This window comes from Euryarchaeota archaeon (assembly GCA_016207515.1).
Taxonomy (GTDB): domain Archaea; phylum Thermoplasmatota; class SW-10-69-26; order JACQPN01; family JACQPN01; genus JACQPN01.
Map to the genome: position 1 here is coordinate 38,404 of JACQPN010000002.1, position 25,807 is coordinate 64,210.

The following is a 25,807-nucleotide window of genomic DNA, read 5'->3' on the forward strand; positions in this document are numbered from 1 at the left end:
CCCTCTTTCCAATCCTGCCCGCTCCTTCGACCTGCCGCTTAAGAGTGCCATGGGGACGGTCGATAGATAACCGGTTCTGCGTCACTCCAGTTGGGAACAAGCGAGCGTCCCTGGCCGGTCCGGCCGGGCGCGGGGAACACCCGGGACGCGGGCTTGGGTTAATACGTACCGACGAGACGTTGGCGCATCACGCGTGGGATGCGCGGCCGAGCCCCCATTGCTACGGTCGCATCTTCTTGGCCGCCGAAGTCTGGCGCACCCTTTCGTAGAGAAGGACGGCAGCCGCGTTCGAAACGTTCAGGGATCCGACGTGGCCGCTCATCGGGATGTAGACGGTGAGATCGCAGAGTTCCTCCGAAAGCCGTCCCATGCCGCTGCCTTCGCTTCCGAGAACCAGCGCGAGGGGCCCGGTAAGGCGCTCTTCGAAGTAGGGTCTCTTCCCGTGGACGGCCACACCCGCGATCCAGACTTCGTGGCGTTTCAGTTGGCGTAACGCGGTCGGCACGGATGATGTTGTAGATACAAGTACGTACTCGGTGGCGCCGGCGCTCGATTTCACGACCGTGGGCGTAAGCCCCGCGGCGCCGCGTTCGGGGATGATCACCCCGTGGGCGCCCGCGCCCTCGGCGCTTCGGATGACGGCGCCGAGGTTGTGGGGGTCTTCGACACCGTCGAGGACGACGATGAGCGGGTCCTCGCCGCGTTGCTTTGCCCGCGCAAGGATGTCCTCGATGGAGACGGTGCCTCGCGGCTCGCAGTAGGCGAGGACCCCTTGGTGGACGCCGCCGAACTCCTCATCCAGTTTGCGGCGGCTCGCGGGTATGACGTCTATTCCCCGCTCTGCGGCGAGGCCGAGGATCTCCTCGCTTCCCCGAGTCTCGCGAGCGAGCAGTATCCGTCGGATGGAGCGGCCACTTTTCAACGCCTCCTTCACCGGGTTCACGCCCGCCACGATCTCGAGGGACATGCTTTCGTCGCATGTCGGTCGGGCGGAAAAAGACGCCCGTCGGACGATGTTGCGGCAAAGCGTCGCGCTGGCATTCTAAAATAACATTTGCTACAAACGTGGCATCTCTTCGAATCTGCCGAAAACAATATATTGTTCGTCGGTATACCTTGCTATCCAAGGTATGGCCGATCTGACTGCTAACGCGGAGCCCGCCGGCTCCGCTAAGCGCCGCGGCGTCTCCGACTCCACGAGCGCCGACCTCGAGCGCTGGATGCGCGAACTAAGGAAAGGCTCGACGAGGCTTGCCCTCCTCGCGGTCCTCTCCGAGAAGGAGACGTACGGGTACGGGATACTCACAGAGCTTCGCAAGAAAGGAGCCGTCGCGTGGGGCTCCACCGAAGCCACCGTCTATCCGCTGCTGCACGACCTCGAGTCCGCGGGTTTTCTGTCCAGCCGCTGGGTCGCCACCGACACCGGCGTCCCGCCGAGGAAGTACTACAAACTCACCGCGACCGGAGTGGAGCTTCTCCAAGCACTACGAGGCGCCTGGAGACAGTACAAGGACGAGATGGACACCCTAGTGGGAGGCCCTTAGATGGAAATAGACCAAGCCGCAAAGAGACTGCTCGAGGACTACGCCGACTCCGTCGCGAGGCGCTCTGGGCTACCTGACCGCGAGCGATTGGACGCAAGACTCGAACTCTACTCGCACCTCTTCGACGTCGCCTCCACGCGTGTCTCGGCCGAAGGCGGCTCGATAATAACGCAAGACCACGCTAGACTCGCGATCCACTCGTTAGGGACCCCGGATGAAGTGGACGCCGCCTTCTTCGCCCCGAAACGGGCGAAACTCGAAAGGGCCCCGTTCACGCCCCGCGCGATCGCGTACCTCATCGACTTCGTCATCGTCGCCATCGCGACCGGACTCGTCGTCCGACCGCTCGTGAGCATCATCCTCGACCCCGTAGGTTACTCGTGCTCGATCGACCCCTTCCAGTTCCGCTGCAGCGCCGGTACGCCGATCCTCGGGGCGTTCCGGGGCGCCGACGAGCTCTTCGGCATACTCTACTTCGCGCTCATCTTCGCGGCCTTCGAGGCGACCCGGGGACAGACGCCCGGAAAGATCGTCATGCAACTGCGCACCGCAACGGAGCACGGCGGCCCCGTTGGCTGGAAGGCGGCGTTCATCAGGAACTTCACGAAAGGGTTCCCGCCGCTCGTCCTCGCGGACACGCTCCTCGGTCACTTCGCGTTCGGTGACAAGAAGGAGCGCGTCTCCGACAGGTACGCCGGGACCGTCGTCGTAAGGGAGGTGCGGTGATGACGCGCGGAATTGTCACCGACATGGCGTTGGCCATTTTTCTCTCGGGATGCGTGGGACCGGCGCCGCCACAAGACGGCGCGGCAAGCGGCCGAGGCGGACCCGAAGCCCGCGCGGCAATGCCATGACGGCGCGAAACCGTTCTCGCATCGTCGCCGGTGCTTTGCTCGTCTTTCTCATCGCCGGTTTCGCCGGGCTCTACTACGCTGACCTCGCGATGGAGCGTTGGCGGCCTTGGCAAAACGATCGGGACTCCGAACACGTCCCGCCGGGGTGGACGTGGCCGGTGCTCATTGGCCTTGGCCTCGTTCTCGGCTTGGCCGTGGTCCTCATCATGGGAATCGTCGCCTTGGTGATGGTGCTTGCGTTCTTTTCTCCGTTTCTTCTCCTAATCGGCGTCGTTTGGCTCCTCACCCGGGATGGGCGGCGTCAGCCGCGGCCCGCGGATCATGGCTGGAGCAGCAAGCTGCCGTAGGACCTTGCGAAGAAGGATGCCGCGCGTTCGGCGAGAACAGGGCCTTGGATCACGGTTCTCTAATCGGACCGCCCCAGGAGGAAATCGCGCCTTCTACTTCCCACCGTTCTTGTCCACACTCGGGCCCCCGAGCGATAGCCCGCCCGTCTGCCTGACGTACATGATCTTCGAAAGGCGCGCGGTGCCGCCTGCCGAGCCGTCCACGTATGCCATGTGGATGAGGCCGTCCTTGTCGGCCTGTATCTGGAAGAAGTCGAGGAGGTTACGTGCGTTTCCGCACGCACTCCCGCGCATGCAGACAGGCCCGTACTGGATGAGTTCGGGGCTTGCCGCGGATTCGACCCACGTCGCGTCGTCGTCCAACCCGTTCTCGGTGATCGCGAGAATCGTGTACCACTCGCCGAGCACTTTCTCCGGGTGTCCGACGAAGGCCGTACCATAGAAGGAGAGCGCGACCTTGCCGGCAGCCCCAGCGGTGAGCCACGGGAGAAGGTAGGTCCCCGGGTTGTTGTTCACTTTCTGCGGCGGCGACCACGTGGCGCCCTTGTCCGACGAGTGGGATATCCAGATGCTCAGGCCGCCGTTCGAATCCGTCTCGTCGCTCCACGCCGTGTAGACGTTACCGCCCGCGTCGGCCGTTACGACGGTGAAGATGTGGCAGGGGAAGCAAAACGACGTGTTCGTCTCGCCGTTACGCTTCGCGACGTTATGCCACACGAACGTCTTTCCCATGTCCGTCGACGTCGCAACCCCGGGGCCGTCGTCGTTGCATCCTGCAAGATAGAGCGTGCCGTCGGGGGCCCGTGCCAGATTGCCTCTGAAACAATCGTCTTCGGGGATGATGGTCCGGCCGGAGAACGTCTTTCCCCCGTCGAAAGAGTGTGTCACCGTCGCTCCGTCGCGTCCGTTGAAGCCGAGCCACACGTGGTCCGCCCCGTCGACGACGAGCCATTGGCGATCCGCCGAGTAGGGCGCTCCGATCGGGAGGCCGGGCGCGGCGACTGGCAGCGCGGGCGGGGAAACGGGGTAGAACGAGGCCGGGTTCGGCTGCGCCGGGTACTGCGCTCCACCGGGGTTCGTGAACCAAGTCTTTCCGCCGTCGTGGCTTGAGGAAACGGTCTCGCCGCTTCCCCCTTGCTGGTCAGAGAAATAGATGGTGTCCTCGCCGGTGACCGCTACGTCGGAGTCGCCGCCGCCAACCGTGTATATGCTACCGGGATCGGAGAGCGCGCCCATCTGGTCGCTTCGGACATCGTGGTGGATCTTGATCCGCGTGAAACTCATGCCGCCATCCATCGACTGCCACAACGATTCTTGGGGACCCGTGGGCGCGGCGACGTAGATCGTGCCCTTGGGGCTCACCGCGATCGAAGGCTCGCCGGTGCGTTTTTCGGCATCGACAAGGACCGGCGTCCCGAATTGGAGAGGCGCCTGTGTCCCGACCGGGACGGGAGAGCCCAAGATGGGCAGGGTGACGTTTCGTAGCGTGAGGCGCGCGGCGAAATCCACGGGGACGGCGTCGCCGATCCGTGAGATGGCGCTCACGCGGAGGCGCCAGTCACGCACTTCGGAACGATCCCCGTAAAGTGTCGCCCAGCATTCGCCGGCCCGTGCATTCCGGCCGATCGACGGCGCGCCGCACCAGGTCGTCCCGGACTCGTTGAGGACCCGGAAGCCTAGCGTCGCGGCACCGTCCATCCACGTGAGGTTTCCTTGGACGATGGTCACGTCCGGGGGAAGGGTGAAGTCGAGGTCGACGTAGTTCAACGGGTCATCCGGTAGCCTTGGTTTCGAAACGCTCGAAGGGATCGGGACGGGAAGCGGGACCGGGGTCGGCCCAGTGTCCGGCCGCCAGATCGCGGCCGGTGGCGTCACCTTGCCGCTCCAGACGAGTACGACGGAGTCGCCGACGACCGAGATCTGTGCCCCGACGGCCTCGACGACGGGGGCGAGGTTCACGGGTAGCGACGTGTCCGTGGGCGTCATGGAACTTGTCGGCGAGACGCAGCCCGCGAGGCTCACGCCAAGAAGCGGCAAAACGATCGCAAGCGTGGACAGTCCCCGGACGTTCTTCCCCATGGTACGCCTCTTCAAGAGAAGAGCCGTTGGAGCCTTATCATTGTTCATGTATGAGGGTTGGTCAATCGAAGGCAAGAAAGGGCCTGGGCGCAGAGAATCCGTTGCTGTGACGTGATCCTCTGGCAATCGGGGCGTGCTCTACCCGACGATCTCCGGCCTTCTTCAAAAGAGCGTCTTTTGCAACCTGTGCTTCTCCCCAGGTATCTCCACGGGGTACTCGCCCGTGAGACATCCGAGGCACAAGTCGCCATTGTCCATGCCGATGGACCTTACGAGACCTTCGACCGAAAGGTAGGCAAGCGAGTCGGCTCCGATGAACGCCGCTATCTCTTTTTCGCTCCTCGACGCGGCGATGAGTTGTTCGCGGGTCGGCATGTCGACGCCGAGATAGCAAGGCGACTTTATCGGAGGCGAGCCGATCCTAAGATGCACTTCCTTCGCACCCGCCTCACGTAAGAGCGTGACGATGCGTCGCGTCGTCGTGCCGCGCACGATCGAATCATCGACGAGCACGACGCGTTTTCCTTTGATGACAGAAGGCACGGGGTTGAGCTTCAACTTCACGCCGATGTCGCGCGCCTGCTGTTCCGGCATGATGAAGGTGCGGTGGATGTAACGGTTCTTCATCAGGCCCTCCATGAACGGGATGCCGCTCTTGCGGGCGAACCCCAGCGCGTGCGTGCGGCCGGAGTCCGGGACGGGAACGACCACGTCGGCCCGTGCCGGGGCCTCCTCTGCGAGGATCTCGCCCAAGCGGATGCGCACGTCGTGGACGTTCTTCCCGTCCATGACGCTGTCCGCGCGGGCGAAGTAGACGAACTCGAACTGGCAATGGGCCGTCGATTCGGCGGCTGTCCCGGGAAACGCCTTCAACCCCTCCTCCGAGATCTCCACGATCTCGCCCGGTTCCATGTCCCGCAGGAACTTCGCGGAGACAACGTCGAGTGCGACACTCTCGGAAGCTGCGACGAATCCGCCATCGGGAAGCTCCCCGATGCAAAGCGGCCGTATCGCGTGAGGGTCGCGCACCGCATAGACGCGGTCCTTGAACAGGATGATGAACGAGTAAGCACCCGAGAGCCGCTTCATGACGCTTCGGATCGCCCGAACGACGTTCCCCGTCTCCGACAATTCGTTCGCGATCATGCGGACCGCGACCTCCGAGTCGCTCGAAGTCTGGAACGCCCAACCTTTGGCTTTCAGTTCCTCGCGCAGTTTTTTCGAATTCGCGATGTCGCCGTTGTGGCCGAGCGCCAGTTCCCCGTGCGAGGTCGTGACCGTGAACGGTTGCGCGTTCTCCAACGCCGATGCCCCCGTGGTCGAATAACGGACGTGGCCGATCCCTACGTTCCCGTCGAGCGTTTGGAGCACTTCCGGAGTGAAGACGTTCTCGACGAGGCCCATCCCGCGGAAGGTCTGCGTGCGCCCGGGTCGTACGCCGGGCCCGCCGTTGGTCCTCTCCTCGCCGGCGGAGGACCCGTTGTGCACCGCGATGCCCGACGATTCCTGGCCACGGTGCTGAAGAGACCGTAGACCATAGAAGATGAGGAGCGAAACGGAGCCCGACTTCGAAGCGATTCCGAAGATGCCGCACTTGTCCTTGGCTTCGCCTGGCACTGGGTCCCATTATTCTGAAGGACGCCGCCTTTATACGGGTTTCGTAGGCGGGTCGCGGGTCGTGGGACCGACGCCCTCGAAGGCGGCCTGAGAAGCGCTGCCGGACGCCTTTTCCGGGGGAAGGGTTCAAGTATCCACAGGGATACAGGCGTGAACCAAATGACCGACCGCGTTCTCTTCGCCGTAGCGGCAATGGCCATCGTCCTTTCGGGCACCGTGAGCGCCGGCACCGAAAAGGCGCCCGAGCTCGTGGACGCTGCCATGGACACGGCCCGGCCCGACGAATCGCAATCCACGGACATCATCGCGGGCTGGATCGAGAAGGAGGAAGAGGCGTCGTTCACGACCGTCATCAAGGTCCAGACGCTCGACTTGAACCTCGCGGCTGTGACCGGTTTCTCATTCGCGTTCAAGTACCGCGGCCTCGACTACGCGACGTCGGCCTTCCTCATCCCGGGCTCGCCCCCCGACTTCTCCTACGGTCACTGGGACGAGGATGCGGGCTTCACCTACGATTCGAACGCGACCACAGGCACGGTCACCGCCGGGTCCCCCGGCTACGTACGCGTCGTGTTCAAGAAGGACCACTTCACGTCGGAGCCCCACGGCAACGCCGCTGCGGTCGCCTACAAGGACCCGCCGACCATCGAGAAGATCGCGGTGACGACGATCGACGGCAAGGCCTTCACGCCTCTCATCCTGCTCTTCCTCGTGAACGTCGACCCCTTTAGCGTCGCGCCGGCCCTTAGCTCGCCTCCGCCGGCGCTTTACAATTCAGACTCCGCCACCGCCACGAAGAACTACGTGATGACGCTCGGGGTCCCCGACGCGCCCGTCGTCGAGCCCTTGCTGGCCATCGAGCCGTTGAACGCGTCTGGCCATACCGAGCCGCTCTCCGATGATGCGACGGCGCCGCCGGTCGCCAATACGCCGGGCCCAGAGGCCTGGATGCTCGCGGCGGCGCTATCGGCGGCCATTGTCATAAGGCGTCGCCGGTAGAGCAGGCCGTCGTCCTTTCCTCGGCGGCCCCGCGCTCACTTTCGAACATCCCCCCTTAGCCTTAAGACGGGCCTTTAGGTTCCCATCTTGATGGCCATGGCCCTCAAGAAACCCGTCGGTGTGAACGTGATGCTTGGAGTCGAGAACGTCGAGAAGACCGCGCACTTCTGGGAAGAGAACTTCGGGGCGAAGATCCGCGACCAGATGAAGGCCCCAGATGGGACCTGGGTCCACGCGGGAACGAAGTTCGGCGAGTCCTACATCATGTGGGCCACGATCTCGCAGCCCGGAAGCATGAAGAAGGAGGACTGGCAGGCGTGGTCGGCAAAGCCTCGTTACAACGGCGTCAACGTCTACGTGAACGTGAAGAACGTGACGAAAGTCTGGGAGACGGCGAAGGCGAATGGAGCAGAGATCCGCGAACCCCTCACGGACCAGTTCTGGGGAGATCGGAACTTCACGTGCGTCGACAACAACGGCATCCTGGTGACCTTTGCCGAGAAGGTGAAGAACGTGACCGCGAAGCAGATGGCGAAGGCGCTCAAGGAATCGGGCCGCCCGCAGTAAGCGTTTGGTAATACTGGTCCAACCCTCCGCTCATGGCGTAATCGCGGGACATCGTCGATTGCGCCCTGAGGCCGGCGGTGAGCGTCCGCGCGCCGCATGTCTTCGCACGGCTGGTTCTGCAGGTTCTCGAGGCCCGGTGTCGTCTGGTTCATGCCTGTTTCTTGCGACCCTTGGTCGGACTGAACGAGATGACCTTGATGCCGAGCTTTCTTGCGGCCTGCAACTGCCTGTCATCAGCGGAGACAAGGGTTCCTCCGGTGGAGACGGCTGCCTCTAGGTACTCCGCGTCGTAGTACGTCACGCCGGTGGCGGCATCCCAGACGCGATCGTCGTCGGTGTTCAACGGAATCAGGTCGATTCCGAGGAAGACGGCGCGGTGAAGCTCCTTGGCCTCGGCGACCTTCAGGTCGCGACACTCTTTCTGTATGACCCGTCCGAGCTCGCTGTATGCGATGTGTGGAGCTTGAAGCGCCATGCCTTTCGCCGAGGTTTCGCTAAGCCAGGCCCGAAACTCCTCCGATCCCGCCTCATCGAGGAACGATTTTGCCAAAGCGCTGGCATCCAAGACGAACATCCTAGTGCTCCTCGCGAGCTTCCCGTACGACGTCAGCCACGGGACGACTTGCGGGCCGCCGGTACTTCGCAAGGGTGGCGTTGCGACGATCGATTCGGAGTCTTTCTGCGAGCTTCGTGAGGTCCTCCTTCACGGTCTCGGCGATCTTGACTCCCGCCTCGTCGAGCTCGTGCTGTAGCGCATCTGGAATACGCACGCTGATTACACCCATGTGTTTACATGGTTGTAAGACAAGATAAAGTTTACTGCTGGTTCTTACGGCCCAGGAGGGAAGTTGGTTGCACGGCGTGGGCGCCTTCGCGACCGACGTGCGAACCCGCCGACACCGCCGGTTAGTTATTTATACTTCGTCAGCGCACGTATACATTGTATGCCAGAAGACACGATGCTTCGCGTCCCAGTGGCGGTTCGCGAGCGCCTGCGACGCTACGGCGTGAAGGGCCAGACGTACGCCAACATCCTGACGAACCTGATGGACGAGTTTGACCATCGAGAGTTCGTGAAGGAACAAATCGCTTTGTTGGATGAGGCGATCGAGGAGAAGCCGCGCCTAGTTAACCTTCGAGACCTCTGATGCCTTACCGGGTGATCCTCGGGCGGCGCGCCGAAAAGAACCTTCGCGCGCTACGTGCCGATGAACGGGCGCGAGTCAAGGACGCTCTCCTCGTGCTGGAGGAAGACCCGATCCACCCCAGGCCCGGGGCGGACATCAAGCGGCTCAAGGGCACAAGACGCCTCTACCGCGTGCGCGTAGGCCCGTGGAGAGCCATCTATGGCATTCACGATGGCGACGTAATTATCACGGACTTCTTCAGGAAGAAGCGCGGATACGACATCTGATCTGTCCATGCAGACGATGCAGATCGTCTTGGGGCGGACGGCCGCGCACCCTTGAACGCGAGACGGTTTCCAGCGTCGAAAACCCGATCTGCAGCGAGAGAATCCGCAAGTTCTATCGTCCGTCTCGGGGTAAGCGGGAAACATGGATCGTTCCAGCGGCCGCGTCCAAGTCGGCCTCGCGTTCCTCATCGTGTTCGTCGCGGGCTGCCTCGGCCCGCCGCCGACGGGCGATGACGACGACGATGGACGGGACGAAGACCCTTCAACGGACCGACCGGGCGTGGGCGACAACGACGCTTCCGAGCATTTTGCGTCCGATGATGACGGGTCTAACGAGGAGGGCGGCGACGACGACCCCGACGCCGCGTTCGAACGCGTCGAATGGAACCGCCGCATCAATGCGTCGTTTGCTCCGGTCGACTGCCCGAGGCCGCCCCGGCGCGAGTACAATGACACGTACTACAAGGGCCCGCTCATCGACACGCACATGCACATCCCGCACCTTCCCGATTCCCCGATCGGCGAGCCCGTGCCCGACGAGAAGATGCACCCCATCGCCGGTGTCAACGTCCGCATGGGCGAGATCGCGTGCCTCCTCAAGTGGGAGGGGACCAAGAGCGCCGTATCGTTCTTCCCGGTATTCCCTCACATCGACTGGCAATCCCTCGAAGTCGTGAACCGGACGATGTCGCTCTATCCCGACCTCTTCATCCCGTTCATCATGGCGCCAGCCGCGAACGACGACCCACCGACCGTTGACGAGGGGCCACTTCGCGGAATGCTTGAGGTACATCCAGGGCTCTTCCGCGGCTATGGGGAAATCGGTCTCTACTCCCGCTCCGAAGGCGGACGCGACTTGAGGCCGGACGACCCCATCCTCAAACGCGTCTATCTCGTCCTCCGCGAACACAAGCTCGTCGCCTACCTCCATCCCGGCGACGGCCACGCAGCCTCACTCGACGCGGTCCTCACGGAGAACCCGGACCTCAACCTCATCGTCCACGGAGACCAGATCGCGCCCGCTATCGGCGCGTTGATGGACGCACACGACAACGTGTTCTTCACCGCGAACGACCTCTACGGCGACCAGTACCTGCTTCACCAGCGCGAGAACGCGACGACGTTCCTCGAAAAGACGAAGGACTTCGGCCCAATGCTTAGAAAGGATTGGGACGACTGGAAAGCGATCATCGAAGCGCATCCCGACCAGTTCATGTGGGGCACGGATCGGGGCGGCGTCGCGGTGTGGACGTACGACCACGCGGTCGGCGACCGGCTCTCGGATTACGGGCGCGCTTTCATCGGAGGACTCGATCCGGCCGTGCAGGAGAGGTTCGCTTTCAAGAACGCCGAGAGGCTGTTTTCGCGGTAGCCGTGCGACGAGCCGCCGCGGGTCTTGGGGCGCCGAGCGCCAACCCTCTTGGCGACGCATGCCCGAGGGCAAACGAATGGACGCGCTTCAACGCCTGTGCTATAAATACCTCTCCGTGCATCGAAACGAGTGACGTCCAACTCGCCGCCTGACAACCGGTGCGGGGCGACGCATCGTGCCAAGCGGAGTAGTTGAATTTGGACCTCGCCTGGAACCCGCTCGGCGCCATCGGCATCGTGGTGGGCGTCCTCGCTTGCGCCATGGCGGCGCTCGTGTGGAAGGCGCGGGCCGACCGGGCCCAAAACCGCTGGCTCGCGGCCTACCTCTTCGGCAACGGCTTGTACTTCGTCGCCTACAACGGCCTCCGACTCTTCGCGACCGATCCCCGTGACGCCTACGCGCTCATGGCCTCAGGTTGGTCGGTGAATCTGCTGTCCGTCGGAGGATACTTTGCCTTCCTCTCTACGTTGGATTCCCCTCTCGTCTCTTGGATGCGAAGGTACCGGATCGTGTGGGCCGTGATGGGCGGCTCTGCCCTGGTCGCGGCATATGTCGTCGTCCAGCCGGGTGCTTGGTTCCCGGGCGTGCAGCCACTCGGTGGTTTTTCGGGATGGGGCGCAGTCTCCTCCCCGCTTAGAAACCTCGTCCTCCTGGTCCTCACGGGCCTCTTTATCTTTTCCGCAGCGCCGGCGATCGACGCTTGGCGCCGAGCGAAGACGCCGCTCCTACGTCGCCAAGGTTGGATCTTTGGCGCCACGTTCGCGACGACATCGCTCGGTTGGGCGGCCTTCATAATATGGTACCTGGCCTCGGGAACGGGCACATTCACGCCGTTTGTCGTGGTCGTCAATTTCCTGTGGCAGGCCCTGCTTTCGCTTGCCCTCTCCCTTGGCCTTGCGTACGGGATCCTGAAGACCCAACTTTTCGACGTCGACATCAAGCTCAAGTGGACGTTGCGAAGCGGCACGCTCGCGGGCGCCTTCTTGGGCGTTTTCTTCGTGGCAAGCGAGGCAGCGCAATCGGTACTCTCCGCACAACTCGGTCCCATTGTCGGGCTCGTCGCAACGGGTGCTCTCGTGTTCGCGTTGGCACCGCTCCAGCGCGCCGCGGACAGGATCGCGGACAAGGCCATGCCGCGCGTTTCGGACGACGCCGAGTACAGGACGGTGAGAAAGCGCGAGGTGTACGCCGCGGCCGTCGAGAGTGCTCTCGAAGAGGGCGACATACGCCCGAAGGAGCGCGGGATGCTCGCGACACTTGCGGACCAGCTTGGGCTAGGTCCGAAGGAGATGCACGAGATCGAGGTTGAGGCGCGTTCGGAAAGAGCGCGGGTGGCGTAGATGCCCCTCTCGCCGGGTTTCCTCGTCACGCAGGCGACTACCCTCCTTCTCGTCGTGCTGGGCGCGTTCGTCCTGACCGTGCGACCGCGCACGCGTGCGCCGGCTTTCCCGGTCACGGAGGCGGCCTGAGTGCACTTGCTCGACGCCGTGGGGCTCACCGACTCCGTTTCGGTGCTAGTGTTCACTCTCCTGGGCCTTTGGGTCCTTTCGCTTCGCTGGCGTTCGGCCACGAACATCACGTTCGCCGTCTGCGCGATCGCTTTCTCGGCGGGCATAGTCCCGGTCAATCTTTTCACCGCCCGGACTCACTTGGATCCCCCCATATCCGCCGCCGCGGACGTCGTCGCGAAGCGCGCCGTCTCGATCACGCGCGACGGCGATCCCGTCCCGTGCCCCATCCCGACGCTGCCTTGCGACGCAGCGCCGCGCGGCGCGCCGATCCTGCCCGACGACACCCGATACTCGCTCGTCATCGGCGACTACGTCGCGCTCGGCGGCGACGGATACGACAGGCTCCCCGACCTCGGTGCGAGCGGCGCGCTCGAAGCGGACGTGCTCATTGAGCACCTCGAGCGCCTCGGCACGGTCGAGCCGCGCGTCGACGGCCGCGTGTGGCACGTCGCGCGACTTCAGGGGGTGCCCTGATGCACTTGCTGGGCGAGGCCTGGTTCTCGTGGGTCTCCTTCGTGGTCGCCGATGTGATCCTCGTTGCGCTCGGCATTCTCGTGCTCCGGCTCAAGCCGCGGACGCCGGCGAGCTGGGCTCTTGGCGTCTTCGCGACCGCCTGGGGAGCCAACTTCATCGTGGCGCTCGCGCCGTTCTTCTTCGACATCGACCTTTCGAGGCCAGGGTATCTGGAGGGTCAAACCCTTCTTCGCGTCGTCCTGAGAGCCATCTCCGCCGGCGGCCTCGTGGCGATGATGCTGACCTTCCCGCGGGCCCTGCCGCGAGCCGAGCGCCGCGCCCTCGTCGGGCCCGCGATCTTTGGCGCGGTCTGGGCGTTTGTGCTCATCGCCCCGCGATGGGCGATCCCACCGTGGGCGCTCCTCGACGTGGGAACCGCGATTGTCGGGTACGGGTTCGTCTGGGCGTACCTGCTGCTTCTCACGTCCCGGTGGCGGCGCGCGACCGACGCGGGCGAACGGCACCAGATCGTGCTCACGTTCGTGGCGCTCGCGCTGGGCGTCAGTTTCCAAGCGGGACAATACGCGGGAGGCGCGAGCCAGCTCGCTTCGTCAGGCGTCCTGACGTTCGTGACCCAGCTTGCCCCACCCGTCTGGCTTGCGGTCGTCTGGCTCCGGGGGGCCCACGGGGCGCAAGCGCGCGTCGAGCGGAATCTCGCCATCCTCCCGCTCGCGCTCGCGTTCGTGGGATTCCTCGTGGGGAGGAGGAGCCCCTACGATCCCTCGGGCCTCCTCGCCCTTGGCACCGTCGCGATCCTCACCTATGCGATCGTGCGTCACCAAGTCCTCGGCATCGACGTCAAGCTCCGCTTCGCCATCAGCAAGTCCACGGTCGCGGCCGTGTTCATCGCGGTTTTCTTCGTCGCGAGCGAAGCGGCGCAGCAGTTCTTCGGCGAAGCGTTCCAATCCAATTACGTGGGCATCCTGGCGGCGGGTGCTCTCGTGTTCGCGATCGCGCCGTTGTCGCGCCTCGCGGACCGGATCGCGGAGAAGGCGGTGCCGGTTCCCACGGCACCTCCGGAGCCCACGGGGCTACCTTTTCGCGAAAAGCTCTACCGGGATGCAGCGCGCTACGCGCTCCGAGACGGCACGATGACACGCATCGAGGAGTTGCATCTTGCCCAGCTTGCCGCCGAGCTCGGGCTGCGCGCGGATCGGGCGGTCGAACTGCGCCATGAGATCGAGGAGGAGATGAGGGCGTGATCGTTTTCCACACGGAGTGGGACGCGATCGTGAACGCGATTACGGCCGCGATCCTCGCGGGGTTCGGAGCCTGGATCTGGGCGCTTCGGCCGCGGACCCGACTCACCCGTATGCTCGCGCTCTTTGCCGTCGCGCACGGCGTTCTCTACACGTACATCAACTTGGTCGAGGTCCTCCCTGTGGGAGGCCCCGCTTGGATCGCGGATACGCTCCTCCGGGGCGCGCTCTTCGGGGCCGCCGCGTGGGGTCTGCTCGCGATGGGACGCGAAGTCCTGCGGCCTCTCGGCCCCGGGAGCGATCGTCTCTGGAAGGTCGCCGTCGCGACCGTCGGGATTCTCGCGGTCGTAATCACGGGCCCGGTGCTTTTTGGCCTCCCCGATTCCTCCCCTCTCGCCTGGGTCGCGATCGCCGCCGAGCTTTTCGGCCTCGCAACGTTCATTCTCGGATTCACCGCCCTTCCGGTCGTGTTTGTGTGGCTCTACCGGCAGCCCCTCGGGGAGGACGTTGAGCGGACGAGGCGCAACGCCATCGTGATGAGCAACGCGCTCGTCCTCTGGCCGGCGCTCTATGGGATTGAGGCCGCGATCGGGGGCGGTATCGGCGGATACCTAGTTCTCATCGGTGTGGTCGCGCTCGGGCTCCTCTGGCTGGCCAACATCGGAGTCGATCCCCGGACAGCCCGCGAGGCTCGCGACGCGGCGCTTCTCGCCTTCGCCCTGCTCCTCATCGGAACCGTCGACAGACTGATCCTCTCCGACGCGCTCGGCTACTCTCGCGCAGAGGGCCCGTTCTATGGAATCGCGCGCCTCCTGACGGTCGTCGCGCTCTCCTACGCCGTCCTGAAGCACTCCGTGCTCGGCTTCGACGTGAACCTACGCTTTGCAATCAGCAAGTCCACCATCGCCGCCGTCTTCGTCGCCGTCTTCTTCGTCGCGAGCGAAGCGGCGCAGCAGTTCTTCGGTGAAGCGTTCCAGTCGAGCTACGTGGGCATCCTGACGGCGGGTGCGCTCGTGTTCGCGATCGCGCCGTTGTCGCGGCTTGCGGACAGGATCGCTGAGAAGGCGGTGCCGATCGCGGAGGGCCGTCCCGCCGCCACGACGGCGAAGGAGGAAGCGTACAAACGCGCGTTGCGCATCGCGCTGCGGGACCGCAAGCTCACGCGCGAGGAGGACATCCACGTGCACGAGCTCGCGGAGCACCTCGGCATCGGCGCAGGCCGAGCGATGGCATTGCGTGTAGAGATTGAACGCGAATTGGCCGCATCGACCGGAGGCGGGACTTGACGATTCCGCTCGGCCGGATCCTCAACCTCGCCGGGAGCTCGGTGATTGTGCTGCTCGGGCTCGCCGTCGCATTCCTTGGCCGAGGACGAGGTCCAGACCTTGGAGTGACTCGGTTCTCCATCGGCATCGGCGGGCTCGCTCTCGCGAAGCGCCACATGCGCGACCTTGTGGCCACCTGGGCGGGAGAGGACGCAACTGGTCGCGAAGCGGCGCCCGACTTGGAGGCGCGGTCCCCGTGAATCTGCTCTCCGGGGCCCTCGTGCCCGCCTACGCCGGGACCCTCACAAACCTGCTCCTCGCTGCGGCTCTCCTCAGGTGGGGCCCAAGGCGGGGGGCATCGGTCTGGTTCGTCGCTTTCCTGGTCGCGGACGGCGTTGGCCTGGCGCTCAACGCAATCGAGAACCACGTCTTCCAGACCTTCGACGCCACCACGTCGAGCGCGTCAGAGATCGAAGCGACACGGGCGCTACTCACGGGGCTCGATGTCGCCGTGGGCGTTCTGCTCGTCTCTGCCCTGTTCCTGATCGTTTTCGCAACGATCGAATTCTTGGGGCGCGCCCCGCGATGGCTGGCACCGGCGGTCCTCGCGACCGCGAGCACGGCGGCGCTCTGGGGGATTCTCGACCCTCCCGCAGGATACTTCCTCCGCGAGGGCCGCCTCATACACGTCGTCGACTCCTCCTATTTCTTCCTCACAACGCTTCCTGCCTTCGCAAGCCAAGGCGTCGCGCTTCTCGTGCTCGCGCGGCGACCAGCCGGCGATCCCAGCTCACCCACGCGCCGCTCTCACCTCCTCCTTGGCATCGGTCTCCTCGTGTATCCTCTTCATCGTGGCGCCTATCTTGTGGTGGACTACTTCCTCGACCCGCTGTCTGTAGCGCGAGTAACTGCCTCCAATCGGTTCGTCCTGCTCGGCGAGCTGGCGACCGCCGTGTTCCTCCTCTTCGCCGCCTACCTTGCCATCATGCGGCTTGCACGCACACATCCCGAGCACGCGGGCCTCGTTCTCGCGGCCGGCGTGGGCCTCGGCTCCGGGATACTGCGTGCCCTGACGGATGCGCTCCCGTCCTACTTCTATTTCGGCGTCGCGAACCTCGTGCTGCCGCTCGTCGCTACGTACGCGCTGCTCCGGCACAACCTGTTCGGTCTCGATTTCAGGGTTCGGTGGGCGATCTCGAAGTCCACGATCGCGGCGGTCTTCATCGCCGTCTTCTTTGTGGCGAGCGAGGCGGCGCAGCAGTTCTTCGGCGAAGCGTTCCAATCCAATTACGTTGGCATCCTGGCGGCGGGTGCTCTTGTGTTCGCGATCGCACCGTTGTCGCGGCTTGCGGACCGGCTCGCTGAGAAGGCGGTGCCGGTGGCCGCCGGAACCGGGCCCGTCGAGGCGAGCGCGTCCGACACGCGCGGAGCCGACGCGTACCGACACGCGGTGCGCTTGGCGCTTCGCGACCGGCGCCTCACGCCCGGTGAAGAGGTCGCTTTGGCGCACGTCGCGCAGGGTCTCGGACTCACGCCTGTTGAGGCCATTCGGCTCCGCCACGAGGTCGAGGCGGAGACCGGGAAGGAGGTGCGCTAAACTGGCTCTCGACGCGCGGTTCGTAATCACCGCAGGAAGCGGCGCGCTATGGGGCCTCATGGGTGTCGTGATCCTCGCACTCGGCAGGAGCCGACGGGAGAACGTGGCGCTGGGGGCCCTCGCCCTATCGTTTGGTGCGATGTTCGTGTCGAACAACCTCGCCTTCGAGCCCGGAGCTGACGCGCTCCCAGTCATGTGGGGCTCGGCCCTCTTGGCCGTTGTCGCCGGTCTCGCCGCCCTCGCCGTGGCATGGACGACAGAGGGCCTCCCACGCGCGCCGGTCGTCGTCGCGGGAGCCGTCGGGGCCGCTTGGCAGCTCCTCGTGCCGATGGGACCCGTGTACGCGGCGGTGAACGCGGCGCGCTTCCCGCAGCCCGTGGCGGCGGCGTTCTTCACGAACGTCGCGTCTCCGCTTTTCGTCATCGCGTTGGCGCTCCTCATCGGGCTCCTTGCCGCCTTCGCCCTCGCCCCGAGGAGACTCGCGATGGGTGATCCGCGCCGTCCGCCGCGAAGGCTTCTGATGTACGCGTTCGGCCTCTACCTCGCGTACTCGATGGGCGCCAACGTGGTCGCGTACGACTTGAGCGGCTATGTCGTACTCTTCCCACTCGTCGTCGCACTTGCGGTGGCGCTGCTCGTCGCTGGCGCCGCGCCGGGCGGGCTGCCCGAACGTGACGGGGCGCTCGTCATCCTCGCGGCGGGCCTCGCCGGCGCGATCTCCGAGACCTGGGGAGGGGCGACCACGTCGGGCCTTGGCGTCGGCATCCTCCGCATCGTCGGCGTTGCGGTCCTTGCGTACTCCGTGTTCCGCTACGACCTCCTCGGCGTGCCGCTCCCGCGTATCGCCGAACACCGCGGCAGCCTTGCGATGGCCTCGCTGGCCTCGCTCTTCATCGTCGCGCAGATCGCGGAGAACTACCTCAGCGCGGAGTACGGCCTCTTGATGGGTGGCGTGGTGGCGGGCGCGCTCCTCTTCGCCGCGAACCCCATACAACGGGCGATGGAGAGGACGACCGCTCCGGTCGGGCCCCATCGTGCTCCGGCGACGGTCGAGCGCCGCGAGGAGAGCGAGCGTGCCTACAGGGTGGCGTTACGCCGCTTCCTCGTTGACGGGGATATCAGCGCGGAGGAGGAGATCGCCTTGGCCCACCTTGCGGATGAGGCGGGCGTGACGGTGCGGCGAACAATCGAACTCCGCCACGAGGTCGAGCGCGAGTTGGGGAGGCGGGGCTGATTGGTTCTCGACCTCAGCGCGGCTTCGCTCGTTCGCGCGGGAAGCGGTGTACTGTTTCTCCTTGTCGGGCTCGCGATGATCGGCCTCGGTCGTCGGAAGCGCGAGAACCTGGCCGTCGGTGTGGCGGCAGTCGCGTTCGGCCTTGCTTTCGTCGTCAACAACATCGATCCGTCAGGCTCGGTCGTCGCGCAGATCGTGCTTGCCCTGGTTTGCGCCGCCGCGCTCGCCGTGCCGGTGGCTTCCTCGAAAAGGGCCGCCGCGTTCACGGCATTTGTCGCGCTGTCGCTTGTCGGACTCCTCGCGCTATCGACGCCAGCCCAAGTCGTCGGCTTCGCGGGAGTTCCCATCCCACCTGAGGCTTGGACGGGTTATTACCAGTCCCTCTTCGGCTACCTCCCAATGGTGGCGGCGGTCCTTGGGTACGCTCTGATGCAGGCGCTGCGATGCAGTAGCGAGTCGGACGAGTGCAGCGCCCGGGCATCAGCGCTTCTTGTCGCCGGGTGGGGGATCTATCCTGCCTTCCTCACGGGCGGACAGGTTGCCATCGTTGCGACGCTTCGGTTCGGGCTGACGCCTCCCGGGCTCGCGACCACGGGCGTCCTTGCCCTCGCCGTCGCGGTCATCGTGGCGATGCTCCTCTACTCGACGCGCCGCACGAAGAGAGCCCGTAATGTCGCGTGGCTTCTCCTGGCATGCGAACTGGCCGGGATGGTGGATCAGGGCTTGGGCGGGACCTATGTCACTCCATGGGTCGGTGTCGCGCGCTCGATTGGTGCGGTGATGATTGCGGTGGCGGTCTTTCGCGAGGCGGCACTAGGTTTTGAACTCGGTCTTCCGACGATCCGCCGCGGAACGACGGCGACGGTGGTTCTCGCGGGCTTCTTCATCGTCGCCCAGATCGCGCAGAACTTCTTGAGTGATGAGTACGGGCTGGTGATGGGGGGCGTGGTCGCGGGAGCGCTGCTTTTCGCGGCGAACCCCATCCAGCGCGCGATCGAGAGGGACTGGGCCGACCGTGCGCAAGCCACCACATCAGCGGCGTTTCCCATGGCAAGGGGGGCGCCGGCCGCCGCGACGGCGAGCAAGGAGGAGGCGTACCGCAACGCGCTGCGTATCGCGCTACGTGACCGCGTCCTCACGGAAGACGAGGAAGTCCAACTCGCGCATCTTTCCGACGAATTGGGCCTCACGCATAGGCGGGCAAGAGAGATCCGAAACGAGGTGCAGCGCGAGGCCGGGGCGCGGGAGTAACGACGTCCAATGCAAGGCACGTCCTCGGGGCCCCCTCTGGTCGGTCCTTTACCGCGCGGGAGGACAGGGGTCCCAACTCGCGTTGACCCTGCCATTACCGAAGACGTGTAACAGGTACGAATTGAACGGTACACCGTGCGGTGCGTGCGAACGGAACGGTCCCTCTAGCCGAGATTGCGACGCCTCACGCGAACGGCCGCGGCGAATCGCGCCCTCGTTATTTTCATATAGAAGAACCATTCTATAACGCTTCCGTGACGTAGATGCCCACCAATCTTCCGGACGACTGGCGAAAGAGGCGCAAGGAAGGCGACAAGGACCCCTTCTTCGAGATGTTCGGCGACATGGACGCTGAATTCGAGCGCATGCGCGTCTACATGAACAAGATGATGGAGGACGCGATGAAATCGCCCGGAATGAAGCTGGGCGAGCCGTACGTCTACGGTTTCAGCCTCAAAGTAGGCCCCGACGGAAAGCCGCGCATCCAGGAGTTCGGGAACACGAAGCCCTTGGCGACGGCACCGGAGGAGGCGGGCCGCGAACCGCTCACCGACGTCATCGAGGACGAAAAGACCGTCTCGGCCACGTTCGAGATCCCCGGCGTCGAAAAAGACGAGATCCAACTCCACGTCACGGAGGACAAGTTGACGATACGCGTGAACACGCCCAAGCGGAAGTACCACAAGGAAGCGGACCTACCGGCGCGAGTGAAGCCCGAGACGACGGAGGCGACGTACAACAACGGAGTCCTCGACGTAGTGATCCAAAAGGCGGCGGAGAAGGCGCCGGCGGGAAAACGCGTGCAGATTAAGTGAATCACGCGCGTGGCCATTGTCGGTCAGAAGGTCGGTTTCTGTCCCCGACTCCTGTGTCGCCTTACTTGATTTCGGCTGGCCTCAGGCTGTAGCATCGCCCCGGTCCCATGTCGTAGTGCACGAGTTGCGCCGCGCCGCCGCTTTCCCCAAGTATCGACCCGGACTCGACCTGGTAGTTCGCAAACGCGGATAGGCCGATGAAGGGGGCCAGCGTGAGATCGAGCGCACCGGTGACGGCGCGCTTGGAAACGGTGAAGAGTCGGTACGAGACCTCCTCTCCCCCAGTGCTGTTCGCAACAGGGCCGCGGAAAGAGAACGTGAGGTCGCCGAAAGCCGCCCTTGCATCGATGGACTCGACGCCGGGCGCAGTTACCGAGGCTTGGGAGGTCGTTGTGACCTTGTCGACGGATAGATTTCGCGCGGCGTAGGCCTTGACGAGGTCGGCCGAGGCCACACCGTGGCGCAGGAACACGCGGTAATTATTGATTTCGGGGACGCGGTACGAATCGGGTGGATCCGCGTAGACATAGACGAGCGATTCCTGGTGGTTCTTGATCTCTCCATCGGGGGTGAGCGCCCGCGAACACCGGGTGACGACGAGTGCGCCCTGGGCCGTCCCCGGCGCTCCGCCCGCGAAGGGGACTGGCTCGAAGCCGGGCGGGAGGAACGCGGCGACGCGTTCGGCCTGGAAGGCGACGGCCGCCACCAGGAGCGTGCACCCTTCTCCAGTCATGTTCCAAACGACGGCTGGAGCGAGGCTAGCGTTGCCGTCCTCCATCTCGTCACCAGCGGTCGGCGTCCCCGGGTCTGTCGAAGTGTCGCCCGCCGTGCCATCGCCGCCGGGAGTTCCGTCACCGCGCGGGGATTCGGGCTCACCCAAGCATCCGGCGAATGGCGCCAGGAGCATGATCGTGCTGATAAAGAGACTGAAGACCCGGTCCATTTCTTGGTTTCCCTTGTGCCTCACGAAGACCGCCGAATCTTATCTCGTTTATGGCAAGCGAGTATCGGGTCAGGCCGTCGTCAACCGCGCGCCCGTGATGACGTGGCCATTCCCGTGTCTGGCGTTCCACACGGCAAAAGCGCCTTGACCTTCGGCAAGTGCCACGAGCCCCATGTAGTCGCCCGTCGTTCGAGTCGTGCCTTCGTGCGCGTCGAGCGTGATGCGCTCCGACATGTTGCCATTCGCCGCGATGGCTACGGCCCGAAGGGTGGCGCTTAGTGTGGTCCCTTCGCCCATCGGGAACCAGTAGGTGACGATTGCGCTCCCGTCGCGCGTGGCCGCGAGAGCGGGCGATGTCCGGGCGGCGGCCTGCGTCGACTCGATTTCGATGGCTACGCTCCATGTTCGCCCGCCGTCGTCCGACCAGCGCAGCGTCACGATCTGCGGCACGTCGGGCTGTCCGTTCGTTTCGCCCGTCATCGGGTAGGCCATGTAGATTCGCTCGCCGGTCGGCCCCGGCCCGATGGTCTTTGCGAGGACCGGGAATTTCGTCGTGCTGTCGATCGACGTGTTCGTCGTCCATGATGCGCCCCTGTCCGTGGAGACGGCTAAATGGATCTTAGCATCGTCCGTCTCTCGGTACGAAACGACGCATGATCCGTCGTCGAGCACGAGCGGGAACGCCCCGGAGGAGACGCCCCGGTAGATTTCGCTCGGCGGCGACCATGTCCGGCCGCCGTCTGTGGAACTCGCCGCATAGGTCTGCGTACAACCCTCGAAGCAAGCGGACGTCCGTTGCTCGTTGCGGTTCCACGCCATGAGGACGGTACCGTCCGCGCCCGAGGCTAGCCATTGTTTGTCGAATTCGATGCGGCCTGCACCGTAGGCGGGCGAAACCGCGTCCGAGCCTTGCTGCAGGATGCTCGCCTCGGGGAAGCTTTGACCACCGTCCGAAGAGCGCCAAAGCGCGATCGAGGCTGCGGTCGAGGCGATGCCCCGCCCGTCCACGGATTCAAAATTGAAAACGAGGGCGGTGTACAGGACGGTCCCATCGGCTAGGATGAGGACGGCCGGATCGTCCGCGTGGTCGTATGCGACGAGAGGATGGGTCGGCGGTGCGTCGCGTCCCATGGGAAGCCGCATCGTCGCCCAAGTGGCGCCACCGTCCTTGCTCACGTGCGCGAGCGGCCACGAGTACGGCTTGCCTTGCGCGTCGAACCCCTGGTCCATGCTGGCAGCGACGATCGTTTTCCCGTCCCGGGGGTCGGCCGCGACCGCGGGTTCCCAACGCGTGCCCTTGTCGATGACGACGGCGCACGGCGAGGGGCAGGAGAGGACAGGGCGGTGGTCTGGTTCCGGCTGCTGTTTCCGTGTTTGCTCGGCGCATCCGCTCACGACGACCAGTATGAGGACCACGAGTGTGATCGGGGCACGCGGGCTCTGCATCAATCCGGGGAGGCGTAGACAGCCCCCCTCCTTATCGGTTCCGCCAACGACGGTCACAACAGGCCCGCCGGGATAGGGGCCACCGACGATTGCCACCCTCTTCCACGAGCCGGTCGCGCGGGGCGAGCGCGAGACGCGACGAAGGTCACCCGCCCCGAGACCTCTCGACCTCGTTCCCAGCACCGCAGTGGTCGACAGCTCACAAGCGCTTCCTCTCGATTGCCCGGCTTCGCCTCGCAGCGTGTGAACTCCGGCGGTAGCGCTTTAACGGATTGTTCTACTACTGAGCTCAAGGATCCGGGGGATGGTCGTGACCGAACATCGAATCTTCTCCATGCCGTTTGCGCAAGTGTATCCGCTTTACATCCAGAAGGCCGAACGCAAGGGACGCACGAAAGCGGAAGTCGACGAGATCATCGGCTGGCTTACGGGCTACACGTCGAAGGGCCTTCAGCGACAGCTTGACGCCCAAGCGGACTTCCGGACATTCTTCGCGGAAGCGCCGAAGATGAATCCGAACGCGTCCCGGATCAAGGGCGTGGTCTGTGGCGTGCGCGTCGAGATGATCAAAGATCCTCTTATGCGAAAGATCCGATGCCTGGACAAACTGGTCGACGAACTCGCCCGCGGCAAGGCCATGGACAAGATCCTGCGAAAGTAGTTCGAGGCGTCCACGGGTTGCCGGTAGATGCGACGGGGCTTCGGCCGGTCTCTTGGCGGAGTAGTGCATTTCCACGCGGTCGGGCACGAGGTTTCGGTAAACCTGCCCGCCATTCGAGTGCCCCGCTCGCGCGTCCCGGCTCGCCATCCAAGGTGCGTGCGGTCAGTCGCCAAGCACTCGAGCGGCATGCGCAAGCAAGGCAAGACCACCAAACGCTTAAATAGAAGAGCTGCTTTACTGCGCCTTACTCGCGAGGCTTCCTATCTTAGGAAACCCCGCGTACCAAGAAGAATTTGGTGATTCAAACATGATGGCAGGAGGACAGCAGGTAATTATCCTAAAGGAAGGCACCCGCCGCGATCGCGGAAAGGGCGCACAGTCGAACAACATCCTCGCAGCTAAGGCTGTTGCAGAAGCGGTCCGCTCGACACTTGGGCCCAAGGGCATGGACAAGATGCTCGTCGATTCGATGGGCGACGTCGTCATCACGAACGACGGAGCGACGATCCTCAAAGAGATCGACGTCGAGCACCCCACGGCGAAGATGATCGTGGAGGTCTCAAAGACCCAGGACGAGCAGTGCGGCGACGGCACGACCACAGCGGTCGTCCTCGCTGGTGAACTCCTCAAGCAGGCAGAAGACCTCATCGAGGACGTCCACCCGACGCTCATCACGGCCGGCTACAGGCTCGCAGCCGACAAGGCCATCAAGGTCTTGAACGACATCGCGAAGCCCGTGACGCTCTCCGACACCGCCACCCTAGTGCGCATCGCCCGCACCTCGATGGCGTCGAAGTCGACGAGCACCTACTCCGAGCACCTCTCGACGATCGTCGTTGACGCGGTCACCGCGGTCGCAGAGAAGACCGGCAGCGAATGGAAGGTCGACAAGGACAACATCAAGATCGAGAAGAAACACGGTGGCTCCATCGAAGACACCGAGCTCATCGAGGGCATAGTCCTCGACAAGGAGAGGGCCAACAGCAGGATGCCCTCGACCGTCGCGAGCCCGAAGATCGCCCTCATAAACGCCGCCCTCGAGATCAAGAAGACCGAGGTCGACGCGAAGATCGAGATAACGGACCCGAACCAGCTCCAGGCGTTCCTCGACGAGGAAGAGCACACCATCAAGAAGCTCGTCGACTCCGTCGTCGCGAGCAAGGCCAACGTCGTCTTCTGCCAGAAAGGTATAGACGACCTGGCGCTTCATTACCTCGCGAAGGCCGGCATCTACGCCGTCAAGTCCGTCAGCGAGAAGGACATGAAGAAGCTCGCAAGAGCGACTGGCGCGAAGATCGTCAACAACCTCAAGGACCTCACCTCGAAGGACCTCGGCACCGCCGGGAACGTCGAGGAAAGGAAGATCGCCGATGAGGAGATGACCTTCGTGACGGGCTGCAAGGGTGCGAAGGCCGTGACCATCCTGGTCCGCGGCGGCACCGAGCACGTCATCGACGAAGTCGAGAGGAACCTCGACGACGCCATCGGTGTCGTGCGCTCGGCCGTCGAGGACGGAAAGATCGTCGCCGGTGCAGGTGCCCCGGAGATCGAGGTCGCCCTCGCGCTTCGGAAGTACGCAAGCTCGGTCGGGGGCCGCGAACAGCTCGCCATCGAGCGCTTCGCATCCGCACTCGAGATAATCCCGAGGACACTCGCGGAGAACGCCGGTCTTGACGCGATAAACGCGCTCGTGGACCTTCGTCAGGCCCACGAGAAGAAGCAGACCTACGCCGGTCTCGATTTAGACACGGGCAAGGTCGTCGACGCGTGGAAGGCCAACATCCTTGAGCCTCTCCGTGTCAAGACCCAGGCCATCCAGTCCGCAACCGAGGTCGCGACGATGATCCTAAGGATCGACGACGTGATCGCGGCCAAGGCGTTCACCCCCCCGCCCCCGGGCGCGGGCGGCGAACACGGCGGGATGGGCGATTACTGAGCATCGACCCAGGTTCCAAAACCAGGCGGGTTCCGGATGAGGGGCCCGCCATTATTCTTTTTTCTCCCATGATTGATGCCTGTGAGTGCCCTGAGTGTAGGTCGTGCGGGGGGCGCCCTGAAATAGCCCTGACGTCAATTCATTGTGATTCGCATTCAGAGCCGTTCGTCCGCTTTTCAGGTCAAGTCCTTCACTTTTGCAAGCCGTGCTTTGCGAATCATCTGACGGCCGTGCAATCACGCTCGTCGATTTGTTGTGCCAACGATTTGGTGCACCTCTCGTCGCACCGATTCGTCAACGCGAGCGGCGTTGAATATTTTCTCCGCTGACGCTGGTCCGTCTTCGAAAACGTGGCGGAACCCGCTGAAGGATTCGGGTTTTCCACCTTGGTGGTATGGGAACCTGGGGTGCGGAGTATCGGCATAGAATAGTAACAAGCACGAGGCCCGATCCGTCGCCGTTATTATGTGAAGGTCACCGGCATTTCCAGAGCCGAAGGACGGCCATGACGTTTCAAGGGGTGAGGGGTGCAAACGATTTGGTGCCAAAAGGCGCCGTTACAAGCCTTTATGGCTCCCGTCCAGGTTCAGGTCTCGGTGACCGAATGAACCACTACGTTTTGCTAATGACGCTCGTTGTAGTA

26 protein-coding genes are annotated in these 25,807 nt (G+C 64.2%); 19 read left to right on the forward strand and 7 right to left on the reverse strand.

The window, feature by feature from the left end; genetic code table 11:
* Window positions 1–220: 220 nt before the first annotated feature.
* Window positions 221–967: a 23S rRNA (guanosine(2251)-2'-O)-methyltransferase RlmB gene (gene rlmB / locus HY556_00695; GenBank protein ID MBI4392302.1), complete on the reverse strand. Its 747-nt coding sequence runs from the start codon at window positions 965–967 to the stop codon at window positions 221–223.
* A 163-nt stretch (window positions 968–1,130) separates the two neighbouring features.
* Here rlmB and HY556_00700 point away from each other — a divergent pair, with 163 nt between their 5' ends.
* The 3 genes from HY556_00700 (at window position 1,131) to HY556_00710 (ending at window position 2,745) form a co-directional block, all read left to right on the forward strand.
* Window positions 1,131–1,544 carry a PadR family transcriptional regulator gene (locus HY556_00700; GenBank protein MBI4392303.1) on the forward strand — a complete coding sequence of 138 codons (414 nt, stop codon included), beginning with the start codon at window positions 1,131–1,133 and terminating at the stop codon, window positions 1,542–1,544.
* Window positions 1,545–2,270, forward strand: a complete 726-nt coding sequence (locus HY556_00705; GenBank protein MBI4392304.1) for an RDD family protein — start codon at window positions 1,545–1,547, stop codon at window positions 2,268–2,270.
* Between the two features lie 124 nt (window positions 2,271–2,394).
* Window positions 2,395–2,745, forward strand: a complete 351-nt coding sequence (locus tag HY556_00710) for a hypothetical protein (GenBank protein MBI4392305.1) — start codon at window positions 2,395–2,397, stop codon at window positions 2,743–2,745.
* Window positions 2,746–2,838: 93 nt separating this feature from the next.
* On the opposite strand, the gene HY556_00715 is transcribed toward HY556_00710, so the two are convergent.
* Both HY556_00715 and purF read right to left on the reverse strand, forming a co-directional pair.
* Window positions 2,839–4,824 (reverse strand): exo-alpha-sialidase, encoded by a 1,986-nt coding sequence (locus tag HY556_00715; GenBank protein MBI4392306.1) that lies wholly within the window; start codon window positions 4,822–4,824, stop codon window positions 2,839–2,841.
* Between the two features lie 162 nt (window positions 4,825–4,986).
* Window positions 4,987–6,441 carry an amidophosphoribosyltransferase gene (gene purF / locus HY556_00720; protein ID MBI4392307.1) on the reverse strand — a complete coding sequence of 485 codons (1,455 nt, stop codon included), beginning with the start codon at window positions 6,439–6,441 and terminating at the stop codon, window positions 4,987–4,989.
* Window positions 6,442–6,600: 159 nt separating this feature from the next.
* Here purF and HY556_00725 point away from each other — a divergent pair, with 159 nt between their 5' ends.
* Both HY556_00725 and HY556_00730 read left to right on the forward strand, forming a co-directional pair.
* Window positions 6,601–7,440, forward strand: a complete 840-nt coding sequence (locus HY556_00725) for a hypothetical protein (GenBank protein MBI4392308.1) — start codon at window positions 6,601–6,603, stop codon at window positions 7,438–7,440.
* Window positions 7,441–7,530: 90 nt separating this feature from the next.
* On the forward strand, window positions 7,531–8,007 hold the full coding sequence (locus tag HY556_00730) for a VOC family protein (protein ID MBI4392309.1): 477 nt from the start codon (window positions 7,531–7,533) through the stop codon (window positions 8,005–8,007).
* A gap of 148 nt (window positions 8,008–8,155) precedes the next feature.
* On the opposite strand, the gene HY556_00735 is transcribed toward HY556_00730, so the two are convergent.
* The gene (locus tag HY556_00735; GenBank protein MBI4392310.1) at window positions 8,156–8,581 is read right to left on the reverse strand and encodes a type II toxin-antitoxin system VapC family toxin; all 426 of its coding nucleotides are present in this window, start codon (window positions 8,579–8,581) and stop codon (window positions 8,156–8,158) included.
* A gap of 1 nt (window position 8,582) precedes the next feature.
* Window positions 8,583–8,792, reverse strand: a complete 210-nt coding sequence (locus HY556_00740; GenBank protein MBI4392311.1) for a hypothetical protein — start codon at window positions 8,790–8,792, stop codon at window positions 8,583–8,585.
* Window positions 8,793–8,951: 159 nt separating this feature from the next.
* Between HY556_00740 and HY556_00745 the strand changes: the two genes are divergently transcribed.
* The 12 genes from HY556_00745 to HY556_00800 all read left to right on the forward strand — a co-directional run bounded on the left by HY556_00745 (window position 8,952) and on the right by HY556_00800 (window position 20,178).
* Entirely contained in the window at window positions 8,952–9,155 is a 204-nt protein-coding gene (locus tag HY556_00745) for a hypothetical protein (GenBank protein ID MBI4392312.1), read from the forward strand.
* Window positions 9,155–9,421 carry a type II toxin-antitoxin system RelE/ParE family toxin gene (locus tag HY556_00750; GenBank protein MBI4392313.1) on the forward strand — a complete coding sequence of 89 codons (267 nt, stop codon included), beginning with the start codon at window positions 9,155–9,157 and terminating at the stop codon, window positions 9,419–9,421. Before HY556_00745 ends, HY556_00750 begins: the two co-directional genes overlap by 1 nt.
* Window positions 9,422–9,563: 142 nt before the next feature.
* Window positions 9,564–10,793 (forward strand): hypothetical protein, encoded by a 1,230-nt coding sequence (locus HY556_00755; GenBank protein ID MBI4392314.1) that lies wholly within the window; start codon window positions 9,564–9,566, stop codon window positions 10,791–10,793.
* 197 nt (window positions 10,794–10,990) lie between these two features.
* Window positions 10,991–12,133: a hypothetical protein gene (locus tag HY556_00760; GenBank protein MBI4392315.1), complete on the forward strand. Its 1,143-nt coding sequence runs from the start codon at window positions 10,991–10,993 to the stop codon at window positions 12,131–12,133.
* A gap of 129 nt (window positions 12,134–12,262) precedes the next feature.
* Window positions 12,263–12,778, forward strand: a complete 516-nt coding sequence (locus HY556_00765) for a hypothetical protein (GenBank protein MBI4392316.1) — start codon at window positions 12,263–12,265, stop codon at window positions 12,776–12,778.
* Window positions 12,778–14,019, forward strand: coding sequence for a hypothetical protein (locus HY556_00770; GenBank protein MBI4392317.1), 1,242 nt, complete (start codon window positions 12,778–12,780; stop codon window positions 14,017–14,019). Before HY556_00765 ends, HY556_00770 begins: the two co-directional genes overlap by 1 nt.
* Window positions 14,016–15,302, forward strand: a complete 1,287-nt coding sequence (locus HY556_00775) for a hypothetical protein (protein ID MBI4392318.1) — start codon at window positions 14,016–14,018, stop codon at window positions 15,300–15,302. The genes HY556_00770 and HY556_00775 overlap by 4 nt, the downstream gene beginning before the upstream one ends.
* Window positions 15,299–15,541, forward strand: coding sequence for a hypothetical protein (locus HY556_00780; protein MBI4392319.1), 243 nt, complete (start codon window positions 15,299–15,301; stop codon window positions 15,539–15,541). Before HY556_00775 ends, HY556_00780 begins: the two co-directional genes overlap by 4 nt.
* Window positions 15,538–16,878, forward strand: coding sequence for a hypothetical protein (locus HY556_00785; GenBank protein MBI4392320.1), 1,341 nt, complete (start codon window positions 15,538–15,540; stop codon window positions 16,876–16,878). The genes HY556_00780 and HY556_00785 overlap by 4 nt, the downstream gene beginning before the upstream one ends.
* A gap of 58 nt (window positions 16,879–16,936) precedes the next feature.
* The gene (locus HY556_00790; GenBank protein MBI4392321.1) at window positions 16,937–18,112 is read left to right on the forward strand and encodes a hypothetical protein; all 1,176 of its coding nucleotides are present in this window, start codon (window positions 16,937–16,939) and stop codon (window positions 18,110–18,112) included.
* Window positions 18,113–19,363, forward strand: coding sequence for a hypothetical protein (locus HY556_00795; protein ID MBI4392322.1), 1,251 nt, complete (start codon window positions 18,113–18,115; stop codon window positions 19,361–19,363).
* 263 nt (window positions 19,364–19,626) lie between these two features.
* Window positions 19,627–20,178, forward strand: coding sequence for an Hsp20/alpha crystallin family protein (locus HY556_00800; protein ID MBI4392323.1), 552 nt, complete (start codon window positions 19,627–19,629; stop codon window positions 20,176–20,178).
* A gap of 61 nt (window positions 20,179–20,239) precedes the next feature.
* Here the strand turns inward: HY556_00800 and HY556_00805 are convergent, their stop codons facing one another.
* Both HY556_00805 and HY556_00810 read right to left on the reverse strand, forming a co-directional pair.
* Window positions 20,240–21,145 (reverse strand): hypothetical protein, encoded by a 906-nt coding sequence (locus HY556_00805; GenBank protein MBI4392324.1) that lies wholly within the window; start codon window positions 21,143–21,145, stop codon window positions 20,240–20,242.
* A gap of 45 nt (window positions 21,146–21,190) precedes the next feature.
* On the reverse strand, window positions 21,191–22,567 hold the full coding sequence (locus HY556_00810) for an exo-alpha-sialidase (GenBank protein MBI4392325.1): 1,377 nt from the start codon (window positions 22,565–22,567) through the stop codon (window positions 21,191–21,193).
* Between the two features lie 310 nt (window positions 22,568–22,877).
* On the opposite strand from HY556_00810, the gene HY556_00815 reads away from it, so the two are divergent.
* Window positions 22,878–23,228: a DUF2200 domain-containing protein gene (locus tag HY556_00815; protein ID MBI4392326.1), complete on the forward strand. Its 351-nt coding sequence runs from the start codon at window positions 22,878–22,880 to the stop codon at window positions 23,226–23,228.
* A 310-nt stretch (window positions 23,229–23,538) separates the two neighbouring features.
* Window positions 23,539–25,164, forward strand: a complete 1,626-nt coding sequence (locus HY556_00820) for a TCP-1/cpn60 chaperonin family protein (protein MBI4392327.1) — start codon at window positions 23,539–23,541, stop codon at window positions 25,162–25,164.
* Window positions 25,165–25,807 lie beyond the last annotated feature (643 nt).